This window comes from Streptomyces sp. STR69 (assembly GCF_024519455.1).
Classification (GTDB): domain Bacteria; phylum Actinomycetota; class Actinomycetes; order Streptomycetales; family Streptomycetaceae; genus Streptomyces.
Genome location: NZ_JALJRY010000028.1, coordinates 1 through 12,632, shown reverse-complemented (window position 1 = coordinate 12,632; position 12,632 = coordinate 1). Strand labels below are relative to the sequence as shown.

The window sequence follows — 12,632 nt, the reverse complement described above, 5'->3', positions numbered from 1 at the left end:
GTGACGGTCGGCTACGGCCTCTGAGGGCCCTGGCGGGTCTGCAGTCGCCTGTCCATCGCCATCGACAGTTCCGCCTCCACCACGCTCTTCGCCAACGGCCGCAGCCGTTGCAGGTCCTCCGGTGTGCCGCCCTGGGCGAGCACCAGGTCGCCGAAGAGGTCGGCCAGGGACTCCGTGTGTTCACGGACGCGGCGGCCCGCGTTCAGGACGTCCGCGAGGGGGATGCCCTCGCGGACCAGCGCGGCCGTGATGTCGAGGAGGCGGCGGCTGATGTGGACGATCTCGCTGCCGTCGGTGCCGAGGTAGCCGAGTTCGAGCGAGGCGGCGAAGTTCTCCGGTGTGGCCTGGTCGCCGAAGTAGTCGGCGAGGGCCTCCGGGGTGAGCCGGACCGGGGTCTCCTCGGTCGGCGCGCCCAGCCCCAGCAGTTCGCCGACGTTGCGGCCGTGGTCGAAGGCCTCGGCCAGTTCCGCGATGCCGTTGAGGGTGTGGCCGCGTTCGAGGAGCGCCGAGATCGTGCGCAGGCGGGCGAGGTGGTTCTCGTCGTACCAGGCGATACGGCCCTCCCGGCGTGGCGGGGGGATGAGTTTGCGCTCGCGGTAGAAGCGCAGGGTGCGCACCGTGATGCCGGCCTGCTCGGCCAGTTCCTCCATGCGGTACTCGCGCTTGTGTTCTGCCTTCTCCGCCACGCCCGCACCCTACGTCGTACCCCGGGTAACTTTCCTGGTACCGCCCCCTACCCATCAGTACGGAGCTGCTCTACGCTCCGATTGCGCCAGTGTTCACTGGCGTGGTTGTGGTCGTATGGGAGGGCACGGGATGACCGAACACGAGCATGTGCGGGTGGCGGTGATCGGCTCCGGGTTCGGCGGGCTGGGGGCCGCGGTGCGGCTGCGGCGCGAGGGCGTCACCGACTTCGTCGTCCTGGAGCGCGCCGACAGCGTCGGCGGGACCTGGCGGGACAACAGCTACCCCGGGTGTGCCTGCGACGTACCGTCCCATCTGTACTCGTTCTCCTTCGCGCCCAACCCCGACTGGCCGCGCACCTTCTCCGGGCAGGAGCACATCCGCGGCTACCTGGAGCACGTCACGGACGTCTTCCGGCTCCGCCCCCACCTCCGCTTCAACTCCGAAGTGAAGATGATGACCTGGGACGCGGAGCGGCTGCGCTGGGACATCGAGACCAGCGGCGGTTCCTACTCCGCCGACCTCGTGGTCTCCGCGACCGGACCGCTCTCCGACCCCAAGGTCCCGGACATCCCGGGCCTCGACTCCTTCCCCGGCAAGGTCTTCCACTCCGCCCGCTGGGACCACGACTACGACCTGCGCGGCAAACGCGTCGCCATGGTCGGCACCGGCGCCTCCGCGATCCAGATCGTGCCGTCGATCCAGCCCGAGGTGTCCCGCCTCACCCTCTTCCAGCGCACCCCGCCCTGGGTGATGCCCCGCGTCGACCGCGCCATCAGCGGCGCCGAACGCGCCCTGCACCGCGCGCTGCCGTTCACCACCCAGGCCCGCCGCGGACTCCTGTGGGGATTGCGGGAGTTGCAGGTCCAGGCGTTCACCAAGCGCCCCAACGAGCTCGGTATGGTCGAGCAGTTGGCCAAGCGGAACATGGCCCGCTCCATCAAGGACCCGGCCCTGCGCGCCAAGCTCACCCCCGACTACCGCATCGGCTGCAAACGCATCCTGCTCTCCAGCGCCTACTATCCGGCCCTCGCCCAGCCCAACGTCGACGTCGTCACCAGCGGGTTGGCCGAGGTGCGCGGCTCGACCGTCGTCGGCGCAGACGGCAGTACGGCCGAGGTCGACGCGATCGTCTTCGGTACCGGCTTCCACGTCACGGACATGCCGATCGCCGACCGGGTCGTCGGCGCGGACGGACGGACGCTGGCCGAGGCCTGGCAGGGCGGAATGCAGGCGCTGCGCGGCGCCTCGGCGGCCGGGTTCCCCAACTGGATGACCGTCATCGGGCCCAACACCGGCCTCGGGAACTCCTCCATGATCCTGATGATCGAGTCCCAGCTGAACTATCTCGCCGACTACGTACGGCAGTTGGACGTCCTCGGCGGACGTGTCGCCCTCGACGCCCGGCCCGCCGCCGTGGACGCCTGGAACCGGCGTGTGCAGGAACGCATGAAACGGACCGTGTGGAACACCGGCGGCTGCACCAGCTGGTACCTCGACGCGAACGGCCGCAACACCACCATCTGGCCCGGCACGACCACCGAGTTCCGCACGGCCACGCGGCGTGTGAACCTCGCGGAGTACGAGGTCGTACGGGCGCCCGCCGAGAAGAAGGCCGAGGCCGCCGTATGAGCCGTCTCCTGCACGTCACGTCCGGGCCGTACGCCCCGCCCGTCCCCGTCCGCGAACTGACCGTCACCTCGGCCGACGGCTCCCGGCTGCACGTCGAGGTGCACGGCCCCGAGAGCGCGCCGGCCGTCGTCCTCGCGCACGGCTGGTGCTGCTCCACGGCCTTCTGGGCCGCGCAGACAAGGGACTTGGCGGTCGACCACCGGGTCGTCGTCTACGACCAGCGGGGCCACGGGCGCAGTCCGGCGGCCCTCTCCTACAGCACCGACGCACTCGCCGACGACCTGGAAGCCGTACTCGAAGCGACGCTCACCCCCGGTGAGAAGGCCGTGGTCGCCGGGCACTCCATGGGCGGGATGACCGTGCTGGCGGCGGCCGGGCGGGCGCGGTTCCGGGAGCACGCGGTGGCCGTTCTGCTGTGCAGTACGGGCAGTTCGCGGCTGGTCGACGAGTCGCTCGTGGTGCCGATGCGGGCCGGGCGGACCCGGACCTGGCTGACCCGGAAGGTCCTCGGCACCCGGGCGCCGCTCGGGCCGGTCACGCCCGCCGCGCGCCGGATCCTGAAGTACGGGACGATGGGACCCGGTTCCGCGCCGCACATGGTCGAGGCGTGCGCGCGGATCGTGCACGCGTGTCCGCGGACGGTGCGGTACGCGTGGTCGCAGGTCCTCGATTCCCTCGATCTCGACCACGGCGTACGGGAGTTGGCGGTACCCACAGCCGTCGTCGTCGGTACGGCGGACCGGATGACACCGCCGGTGCACGCACGGGCGCTGGTCGCCGCGCTGCCGCAGTGCGTGGGGAGCACCGAGCTGACGGGGCTCGGGCACATGACCCCCGTCGAGGCGCCGGAGCTGGTCAGCCGGAAGATCCGCGAACTGGCCGCCGCCTACATCGAGTTCGACCCGAGCGAGCAGATCAAGGAGGGCGCATGAGAACCAAGGTCAGCCTGGAGGGCCAGGTCGCGGTCGTGACCGGGGCCGCGCGGGGCGTCGGCGAACTGCTCGCCCGCAAGCTGTCCGCGCGCGGCGCGAAGGTGGCGCTGGTCGGGCTGGAGCCGGACGCGCTCAAGCAGGTCGCCGAGCGGCTGCACACCGACAGCGCCTCCTGGTACGCGGATGTCACCGACCACGAGGCGATGGTGCGGGTCGCGGCCGAGGTCAAGGAGCGGTTCGGGAAGGTCGACATCGTCGTCGCCAACGCGGGGGTCGCCAGCGGCGGGCCCTTCGTCGACTCCGATCCGGTCGCGTGGCGGCGGGTGATCGAGGTGAATCTGATCGGGTCCGCCATGACCGCGCGGGCGTTTCTGCCGGTGCTGATGGAGAGCCGGGGGTATCTGCTGCAGATCGCCTCGCTGGCCGCGATCACGCCCGCGCCGATGATGACCGCGTACTGCGCGTCCAAGGCGGGCGTCGAGGCGTACGCGCACAGTCTGCGCGCCGAGGTCGGCTACAAGGGCGTACGGGTCGGGGTCGGGTATCTGTCCTGGACCGACACGGACATGGTGCGCGGGGCCGATCAGGACGACGTCATGCGGGAGTTGAGACAACGGTTGCCGTGGCCGGCGAACAAGACGTATCCACTGGGGCCGGCCGTGGACCGGATCGTCGCCGGGATCGAGCGGCGGGCGAGTCATGTGTACGGGCAGGGGTGGCTGCGGGGGACGCAGGGCGTGCGCGGGTATCTGCCGGGGATCATCGGGGCGGTGGGTCAGCGGGAGATGCGGCGGTTCGGATCTCGGCTGGACGGGATGCGGTCGGGGCTTGTCGGGGCGGGCGGAGCCGCTGATGAGGAGGCTCGCGCTACGGAACGTAGCTGACCGAAATGCGAACTGTGTCCGCCCGTGTGAATCTGGTCGAGGCCCGGTCAAGGGCCGTTTCCCCCCCCCACTACGGGAGTGAACCCACATGGGTATGAAGGACCAGTTCCAGGACAAGGCCAAGGACCTCGCCGACAAGGCCAAGGACCGTATGGACCAGGGCAAGGACCAGGCGCGGGACCGCGGTCAGCAGCGGGAAGAGGACGCTGAGCGTACGGGGCAGGGTACGCGGGAGCGTATGGACCAGGAGATGGACCAGGACTACGACGTGTAGTTGAGGTCTGATTGCGTGGGGCGCCCTGGTTTTTCGGGGCGCCCCACGTTTCGTCGTCGGGTGCGGGTTCGTGGGGGCCGGTCGCGCAGTTCCCCGCGCCCCTGGGTGGGTTGGCCCCTCCGTTTCTCAAGAACGTGGGGGGAGTTTTGGGCGGGAGCGGTCTGGGACGGCCGAGTAGTCGGGCGGAGTCGCTGCCGGGTGGATGGCCAGCAGATCCAGTGCCAGCCTGATTGCGTCGTCCAACTGGGCATGTCTGCCCTCTGCCCAGTCCAACGGCGTACGGAGGATCTCCAAGTCCGGTGTCACACCCCGGTTTTCCACCGACCAGCCGTACGCGTCGAACCAGGCCGCGTTCATCGGGACCGTGATCACCGTGCCGTCGCCGAGTTGGTGGCGGCCGGTCATGCCGACCACTCCGCCCCAGGTGCGCTGGCCGACGACGGGGCCGAGCTTCAGCAGCTTGAAGGCCGCCGTGATCATGTCGCCGTCCGAGGATGTCGCCTCGTCGGCGAGGGCAACCACCGGTCCCCTCGGGGCATTTGACGCGTACGACACCGGTTGGGCGTTGCGGGTCAGGTCCCAGCCGAGGATCGTGCGGGTGAGTTTCTCCACGACAAGTTCGCTGATGTGGCCGCCCGCGTTGCCGCGTACGTCGACGATGAGGGCAGGGCGGGAGACTTCGAGGCGCAGGTCGCGGTTGAACTGGGCCCAGCCGGAGCCGCCCATGTCGGGGATGTGCAGGTAGCCGCAGTGGCCGCCGCTCAACTCCCGTACGACCGCCCGGCGTTTGGCCACCCAGTCCTGGTAGCGGAGGGGGCGTTCGTCGATGAGGGGGACGACGGCGACTCGGCGTGCTCTGCCCTCGCCCTCCGCCGGGGTGAACGTCAGCTCCACCGTCGTACCGCCCGAGCCTGCCAACAGCGGGTAGGGGCCGGTGAGTTGGTCGACCGGGCGGCCGTCCACGTGGGTCAGGACCGCGCCCTCGCGGATGCCGGTGCCGGCCAGCGGGGAGCGGGCCTTGGAGTCCGAGGACTCGCCGGGGAGGATGCGGGTCACCGTCCAACCTCCCTCCCTGCGTACGAAGTTGGCGCCCAGCAGGCCCTGGCGGCGCTGGTAGTGGGGCGGGCCCTCGTTGCGGCGGGACGCGGTGACGTAGGCGTGGGACGTACCCAACTCGCCCAGGACCTCGCGGAGGAGGTCCGCGAAGTCGTCGGGGGTCGCGACGCGTTCGACCAGCGGGCGGTACTGGTCGAGGACACCGTTCCAGTCGATGCCGCACATCTGCGGGTCCCAATAGTGGGCGCGGATCAGACGGCCCGCCTCCTCGTACGACTGGCGCCACTCGGCGGGCGGGTCGACCTCGTGCAGGATCCGGCGCAGGTCGATCCAGACGGTCGAGTCTCCGTCGCCGGACTCCGTCGAGGGGACCGCTCGTAGTTCGTCCTCGTCGACCACGACCAGGCGCGAGCCGTCGCCGCTCACCGCGAACCAGTCGAGGTGGTCCACGAGTTCGGACTTCTTCGCCTTGCTGATGTTGAAGTGTTCGAGGGTCGGCCGGCCGCTGGTGTCGTCCGGGTTGGCGAAGGTCTCGCCCAGCGCGCCGGAGATCGGCCAGCGCAGCCAGACCAGGCCGCCGCCCGAAACCGGGTACAGCGCCGAGTACTTGGAGGCCGAGACGGGGAAGGGGGTGACCCTGCTCTCCAGGCCCTCCACCTCCACCGTCACCGCGCCGTCCGCGCCCTCGTCGTCCTCCGCCGCGTCGAGTCCGCCGGCGGCCGGGCGGCCCTCCGGGGTCAGGGCGAAGGGAGAGGGGGTGGCCGAGGAGAGGGGGACGAGGTAGGGGCGGCAGCCCAGCGGGAAGGACAGGTCGCCGGTGTGGACGTCGTAGACCGGGTCGAAGCCGCGCCAGGAGAGGAAGGCGAGGTAGCGGCCGTCCCTGGTGAAGACCGGATTCTCGTCCTCGAAGCGGCCGTTGGTGACGTCGACGATCAGGCGGTCCTTTATCCGGGCCATCTTGATCTGGCGGAGGGAGCGGCCGACCCCCGGGTGGGACCAGGTCAGCCAGCTGCCGTCGGGGGAGAAGGCGAGGTCCCGCACCGGGCCGTTGATCGAGCAGATCAGCTCCGTCACCTCGCCTCCCCCCGACTCCGTCCGTGAGGTACCCCCAGAGTCCTCGGTCGCATCCAGCAGGAGCAGCCGCCCATCATGTGCCGCGATGGCCAGCCGCTCACCCGCCGGGTCCGACACCAGTTCCAGTACGCGGCCCACCTCGCCGGAGGCGAGCCGGCGGGGGGCGCGGTCGCCGGTGGCGCGGGGGAGGTAGGCGATCTCGATCGCGTCCTCGCCGTCCGCGTCGGTGACGTAGGCGACCTGTCCGCCCGAGCCGAGCATCTCGGGGAGCCGGACCCGTACGCCCGGAGTGTCGGTGATGGTGCGGGCGGGGCCGTCGCGGTGCGTCAGCCAGTACAGACTTCCGCGGATGACGACGGCGCTCGCCCGGCCCGTCTCGTCGACCGAGATGCCGTCGACGTGCTGGGCGGCCGGGACCTGGTACGTACGGCGGCCCGCGCGTGGGCCGCTCAGGCGTACGTCGAGCTTGCGCGGGAGTGAGGCCGCCGCCAGGTCGTCGACGATCCACAGGTCACCGGCGCACTGGTACACGACCCGGGTGCCGTCGCTGGCCGCGTGCCGGGCGTAGAAGGCGTCGTGGTCGGTGTGGCGGCGCAGGTCGGAGCCGTCGTAGGCGCAGGAGTAGAGGTTGCCGATGCCCTCGTGGTCGGAGAGGAAGGCGATGCGGCCGTCGACGAACATCGGGGAGTGCAGATGGCCTTCGAGGTCGGCGAGGAGGCGGCGGCCGTGCAGCCAGAGGCGGCCCATCGCGCCGCCGCGGTAGCGCTTCCAGGCGGCCGGTTCGTGGGGTGGGGTGCCGGTGAGGAGGAGGGTCTGGCGTTCGCCGGCGATGTCGGCGAGCTGGATGTCGGAGACCGGGCCCCAGGGGAGCCGGCCGCCGGGGTCGCCGTCGGTGGGGACCTTGTGGGCCCAGGTGAAGTAGGAGAACGGTTCGCCGTGCGAGGCCACCGCGAGAATGTCGCCTTCGGGAGTCCATCCGCAGACCTGGGTGTCGGCGCTGCCCCAGTAGGTGAGTCGGCGGCCGGGGCCGCCGTCGACGGGGACGAGGTGGATCTCCGGGACCAGGCTCCGCCAGGTCGTGTACGCGAGGTGGCGGCCGTCGGGGGAGAAGCGGGGGTGGCCGACCTTGGTGCGGTCGACGGTGAGCCGCCAGGCGCGGCCTCCGCCGTCGAGCGGGGCCAGCCAGAGGTCGTCCTCGGCGACAAAGCTCAGGAGGTCTCCGTTGAGGTGCGGCAGGCGCAGATAGCTCACGTCCCTATGCTTTTCCGCGGGACGGGCCGGAGCAACTTGTGAAATTACGCAGCGGGTGACCCAGCACACGTACGAAACGGTTTCGTTTCGTAGGAGGGTGCGCTACATTCGTCATGTACGAAACCGTGTCGTTCGGAGCTGGAAGGTGAGTGGCATGACTGAAGTCGCAACGGCGCGTCGCAGTCGCATCACACCCGAGCGCGAGGCCGAGCTGTACGAGGCCGTGCTCGAACTGCTCCGCGAAGTCGGCTACGACGCCCTCACCATGGACGCCGTGGCCGCCCGCACCCGTTCCAGCAAGGCGACCCTCTACCGCCAGTGGGGCGGCAAGGCCGAGCTGGTGGCGAAAGCGGTACGGCACAGCAAGCCGGGCCGGGGGACCGACATCGACACCGGAACACTCCGTGGCGACATGCACGCCATGGTGGACCGCGAGGACGACTGCCGGATCGAACAGAACTCCGCGCTGATGCGGGGTCTGGCCATGGCGACGCACAACAACCCGGACCTCCTGCAGGCGTTCCGGGAGCTGCTCGTCGAACCGGAGATGGAAGAGTTCCGCCGGGTCACCCAACGCGCCATCGACCGGGGTGAGGTCCGTGCGGACTGCCCCGCGCTGAAGTTCGTGGTGCACATGATGATCGGTGCCTTCGCCACCCGCACGGTGATCGAGGACCTGCCGCCGACCAAGGCCTATCTGACCTCGTACATCGACGCCGTAGTGCTCCCCGCACTGGGCGCACCCACCACCTGACAGACCCGCGACACCCCACACCCAGCACGCCCACCTGACGTAACCGCTCACGTCGTCGGGCCGATCAGCCGTGTCCCCAACCGGCCGGTCACACCTGCCCCGAAGAACCCCACGACCTGACCGGGAGTACGCCCTCGTGGCCACGTTCCTCTACAAAGTCGGCCGTCTCGCCTTCAGGCGACGCCACTTCGTCGCCCTCATCTGGATCGCCCTGCTGACCCTCGCGGGAGTCGGCGCGGCCAGCGCGCCCGCCGCGGGCTCCACCTCCTTCTCCATACCCGGGACCGAGGCCCAGAAGGCCTTCGACCTCCTCGACCAGCGCTTCCCCGGCTCCAGTTCGAACGGTGCCACCGCGCGGGTCGTCTTCAAGGCGCCGAGCGGCGAGAAGATGACCGACGCCGACAACAAGGCGACCGTCGAGAAGACGGTGAAGGAGCTGGCCGACGGTTCCGAGGTCGTCTCCGTCAGCGACCCGTTCACCACGAACGCCGTCAGCAAGGACGGGACGGTCGCCTACACCTCGGTGAAGTACGACGTCGCCGGCATGGAACTCAAGGACTCCAGCAAGGACGCCCTGGAGGACACCGCGGCCCAGGCCCGGGCCACCGGACTGACCGTCGATGTCGGCGGTGACGCGCTCCAGGCCGCCGCGGAGATGGGCGTCGGCGAGATCATCGGTATCGCCCTGGCCGCCGTCGTCCTCCTCATCACCCTGGGCTCGCTGGTCTCGGCCGGCCTGCCGCTGCTGACGGCGATCATCGGGGTCGGCATCGGCGTCTCGACGATCACGGCCCTCGCGAAGACGCTGGACCTGGGCTCGACGACCTCGACGCTGGCGCTGATGATCGGCCTCGCCGTCGGCATCGACTACGCGCTGTTCATCGTGTCCCGCTACCGGGCCGAACTGGCCGAGGGCCGCGAACGCGAGGAGGCGGCCGGCCGGGCCGTGGGAACGGCAGGCTCGGCGGTCGTCTTCGCCGGCCTCACCGTGGTCATCGCCCTGGCCGGTCTCGCGGTCGTCAACGTGCCCATGCTGACCAAGATGGGGGTCGCGGCGGCGGGCACGGTCGTGGTTGCGGTACTCATCGCGCTGACCATGATCCCGGCGCTGCTCGGCTACGCGGGCCGCAGGATCAAGCCCACCGGCGAGAAGGCCAAGTGGCTGGGCGGCGGCAGCGCCAAGGAAGCGGCCAAGGCGGCCAGGCCGAACATGGGCACCCGCTGGGCGAGCTTCGTCGTACGGCGTCCCGCGGCCGTCCTGGTCCTCAGCGTGCTCGGCCTCGGCGCGATCGCGCTGCCGGCCAGCCAGCTCCAACTCGGCCTGCCGGACGACAGTTCACAGCCGACGTCCACCACCCAGCGACGGGCCTACGACCTCCTGGCGGAGGGCTTCGGCCCCGGCTTCAACGGCCCGCTGATGATCGTCGTGGACGCCAAGAACAGCGACGCGCCCAAGGCCGCGGCCACCACGGTGACCGACAAGATCAAGACCCTCGACGACGTGGTCTCGGTCAGCCCGGCCATGTTCAACAAGGCCGGCGACACCGCGACGATCACGGTCGTGCCCGACTCCAAGCCGTCGTCGGTCACCACCGAGGACCTGGTGCACTCCATCCGGGGCGAGGGCGCCGGCATCAAGGCCGACACCGACGCGCAGGTGCTGGTCACCGGCACCACGGCGATGAACATCGACTTCTCGCAGAAGCTCAACGACGCCCTGATCCCGTACCTCGGCCTGGTGGTCGGCCTCGCCTTCCTCCTCCTGATCGTGGTCTTCCGCTCGATCCTGGTCCCGCTGAAGGCGGCCCTCGGCTTCCTGCTCAGCGTGCTCGCCTCGCTCGGCGCCGTCGTCGCCGTCTTCCAGTGGGGCTGGCTGTCGGGCCTGATCGGCGTGGAGGAGACCGGCCCGATCATGTCGATGATGCCGATCTTCCTGGTGGGCGTGGTCTTCGGCCTGGCGATGGACTACGAGGTGTTCCTCGTGACCCGGATGCGCGAGGCGTACGTCCACGGCGAGAAGCCCAGCCAGGCCGTCGTCACCGGGTTCAAGCACGGTGCCCGGGTCGTCACGGCCGCGGCGGTCATCATGATGGCCGTCTTCGCGGGCTTCATCACCTCCAGCGAGTCCATGGTGAAGATGATCGGCTTCGGCCTCGCGGTCGCCGTCTTCTTCGACGCGTTCGTCGTCCGCATGGCGATCGTCCCGGCGGTACTGGCCCTGCTCGGGAAGCGGGCCTGGTGGCTGCCGAAGTGGCTGGACCGGGCACTGCCCAACGTCGACGTCGAGGGCGAGGGCCTGCGCGCCCTCGACGCCAAGGACTCGGATCCCGACGAGGACCGGGAGTTGGTCCGGGCCTGAGGCGGCTGCCGCGAGGCACTGAGGCACCGGACAACTGATCTGCCGCGCCACCGAGTTCGGGTGGCGCGGCAGATCGCGTCGGTGACAGGGTTACGGCCGTGACAGCGCTGGACGATCTGGTACGGCTGCTCGGCCCGTCGACCGTGGCAAGGACGCCGTCCCCCGACGACTGGACCGAGATCGAGGCATACGTCGCCTCGCCACTGCCCACCGACTTCAAGACGTTCCTCGACACCTACGGCACGGGCGCGGTCTGCGACGAGCTGGTTGTCTTCCACCCGCGGGGCACGAGCCCCCTCCTGGACCGGATGCGCCAGATCCACGAGAGGCGCGCCGCGGCCCGGCGCCGCGCCCCGGACCTGCACTCCTTCCCCGTCCACCCGGAACCCGGCGGCCTGATCTCCTGGGGCTACGACCACTCCGGCAACGAGCACTTCTTCTGGCCCTGCGACCCGGACCCGGACCGGTGGAAGGTCGTCACCGACAACCACGGCCTGGAACTGGAGGTCTTCGAGGGGCCGTTCACCGCGTTCGTCCTCGACTTCATCGAACGACTGCGGACCGTGGACCCGGACGACGAGCTCGACCCGAACGACCTGGACGAACTCGACGAACTCGACGAACCGAAATCCGTGGAACCGAGCTTCAGACCGATCTGAACCGAACCGATGTCAGTGGACCGGATCTGAACCGAACCGATGTCAGTGCACCGGACTAGCGTGTCGAACATGACCACACTCGCAGAACGGCCCCACACCGCACTCCTGCTGATCGACGTCCAGGTCGCCGTAGTGGACGACGCGTACGAGCGTGACGCGGTCGTCGCCAACATCGCCGCCCTCGCCGACCGGGCACGCGAGGAAGACGTCCCCGTCATCTGGGTCCAGCACTCCGACGAGAACGTGCCGAAGGGCAGCGAGGGCTGGCAGTACGTCCCCGAACTGACCCTCCGCGACCACGAACCCCTGATCCACAAGCGCTACCCCGACTCCTTCGACGACACCACCCTGGAAGAGGTACTGGCCGCCGCCCAGGTCGGCCGCCTGGTCGTGGCAGGCGCGTCCACCGACGCGTGCATCCGCTCCACGCTCCACGGCGCGTTCACGCGCGGCTACGACGTGACACTCGTCGGCGACGCCCACACCACGACCGACCTCAGCCAGTGGGGTGCGCCGCCGCCGGAGCAGGTCATCGCCCACACGAACCTCTACTGGAAGTACCACACCGGCCCCGGCCGCACGGCGGGAGTAGAGATCACGAAGGACGTCGCCCTCACAACCTGACCTCGGCCCAGCCTGTCTTGCGCGGACGTGCACCTGGGGGCTGTTGTCGGTGGCGAAGGACCGGCGCCCCGGGCGGAAGCCGTGCGGCTGATGCCGAGTGCCCGGAGTTCCGGGGCCAACCACCAAGCTGACTTTGGCGCCAGGTGACTGGGGCGTGGCGAAAGGGCCGGAGGCCCCATTGCGGAGCCAATGAGGGGGTGGGGGGTCTAAAGAAGTGTGACACTTTGGGTGGAAAGCGTCACACCTTTTTGGACCCACCCCCACCCCCCTCGGGCCCTGTCCCTGTTCCTTGGATCCGCCCACTCGGGGTTGGCCGCTGAGCCGGCCCGGCGTGCTGGCGAGGCGCCGTTGCGTCCCGTAGCGCCGGTTGCGGACGCAGCCGACGTAAGGGGCCGGCGTACCTGGGACCCCCATTCCTCCCGGCCGCTCGCTCGCTTCTCAAACGGGCT

The 12,632-nt window shown here is 70.0% G+C and carries 10 protein-coding genes; 8 read left to right on the top strand and 2 right to left on the bottom strand.

Annotated features, from left to right (window positions below):
• Nucleotides 1-11: 11 nt before the first annotated feature.
• Nucleotides 12-650, bottom strand: a complete 639-nt coding sequence (locus OC490_RS37780) for a MerR family transcriptional regulator (RefSeq protein ID WP_410099225.1) — start codon at nucleotides 648-650, stop codon at nucleotides 12-14.
• A 166-nt stretch (nucleotides 651-816) separates the two neighbouring features.
• Between OC490_RS37780 and OC490_RS37775 the strand changes: the two genes are divergently transcribed.
• The 4 genes from OC490_RS37775 (at nucleotide 817) to OC490_RS37760 (ending at nucleotide 4,406) form a co-directional block, all read left to right on the top strand.
• Entirely contained in the window at nucleotides 817-2,316 is a 1,500-nt protein-coding gene (locus OC490_RS37775; protein WP_262062562.1) for a flavin-containing monooxygenase, read from the top strand.
• Nucleotides 2,313-3,248: an alpha/beta fold hydrolase gene (locus OC490_RS37770; RefSeq protein WP_262062561.1), complete on the top strand. Its 936-nt coding sequence runs from the start codon at nucleotides 2,313-2,315 to the stop codon at nucleotides 3,246-3,248. Before OC490_RS37775 ends, OC490_RS37770 begins: the two co-directional genes overlap by 4 nt.
• Entirely contained in the window at nucleotides 3,245-4,132 is an 888-nt protein-coding gene (locus OC490_RS37765; RefSeq protein ID WP_262062560.1) for an SDR family oxidoreductase, read from the top strand. Before OC490_RS37770 ends, OC490_RS37765 begins: the two co-directional genes overlap by 4 nt.
• Nucleotides 4,133-4,220: 88 nt before the next feature.
• On the top strand, nucleotides 4,221-4,406 hold the full coding sequence (locus OC490_RS37760; RefSeq protein ID WP_262062559.1) for a hypothetical protein: 186 nt from the start codon (nucleotides 4,221-4,223) through the stop codon (nucleotides 4,404-4,406).
• Nucleotides 4,407-4,532: 126 nt separating this feature from the next.
• On the opposite strand, the gene OC490_RS37755 is transcribed toward OC490_RS37760, so the two are convergent.
• Complete coding sequence (locus OC490_RS37755) at nucleotides 4,533-7,787, bottom strand: S41 family peptidase (protein WP_262062558.1); 3,255 nt, start codon at nucleotides 7,785-7,787, stop codon at nucleotides 4,533-4,535.
• Between the two features lie 154 nt (nucleotides 7,788-7,941).
• Between OC490_RS37755 and OC490_RS37750 the strand changes: the two genes are divergently transcribed.
• From OC490_RS37750 to OC490_RS37735, 4 genes are all read left to right on the top strand, one after another.
• Nucleotides 7,942-8,541 carry a TetR/AcrR family transcriptional regulator gene (locus OC490_RS37750; protein ID WP_262062557.1) on the top strand — a complete coding sequence of 200 codons (600 nt, stop codon included), beginning with the start codon at nucleotides 7,942-7,944 and terminating at the stop codon, nucleotides 8,539-8,541.
• Nucleotides 8,542-8,677: 136 nt separating this feature from the next.
• On the top strand, nucleotides 8,678-10,900 hold the full coding sequence (locus OC490_RS37745) for an MMPL family transporter (protein ID WP_262062556.1): 2,223 nt from the start codon (nucleotides 8,678-8,680) through the stop codon (nucleotides 10,898-10,900).
• A gap of 98 nt (nucleotides 10,901-10,998) precedes the next feature.
• The gene (locus tag OC490_RS37740; protein ID WP_262062555.1) at nucleotides 10,999-11,559 is read left to right on the top strand and encodes a hypothetical protein; all 561 of its coding nucleotides are present in this window, start codon (nucleotides 10,999-11,001) and stop codon (nucleotides 11,557-11,559) included.
• Between the two features lie 69 nt (nucleotides 11,560-11,628).
• Nucleotides 11,629-12,183 (top strand): cysteine hydrolase family protein, encoded by a 555-nt coding sequence (locus OC490_RS37735; RefSeq protein ID WP_262062554.1) that lies wholly within the window; start codon nucleotides 11,629-11,631, stop codon nucleotides 12,181-12,183.
• Nucleotides 12,184-12,632: the final 449 nt, after the last annotated feature.

Coding starts and splice junctions, on each gene's coding strand:
- OC490_RS37780 (WP_410099225.1), bottom strand. CDS start 650: ATGGAGGAACTGGCCGAGCAGGCCGGCATCACGGTGCGCACCCTGCGC.
- OC490_RS37750 (WP_262062557.1), top strand. CDS start 7,942: ATGACTGAAGTCGCAACGGCGCGTCGCAGTCGCATCACACCCGAGCGC.
- OC490_RS37760 (WP_262062559.1), top strand. CDS start 4,221: ATGGGTATGAAGGACCAGTTCCAGGACAAGGCCAAGGACCTCGCCGAC.
- OC490_RS37775 (WP_262062562.1), top strand. CDS start 817: ATGACCGAACACGAGCATGTGCGGGTGGCGGTGATCGGCTCCGGGTTC.
- OC490_RS37735 (WP_262062554.1), top strand. CDS start 11,629: ATGACCACACTCGCAGAACGGCCCCACACCGCACTCCTGCTGATCGAC.
- OC490_RS37765 (WP_262062560.1), top strand. CDS start 3,245: ATGAGAACCAAGGTCAGCCTGGAGGGCCAGGTCGCGGTCGTGACCGGG.
- OC490_RS37770 (WP_262062561.1), top strand. CDS start 2,313: ATGAGCCGTCTCCTGCACGTCACGTCCGGGCCGTACGCCCCGCCCGTC.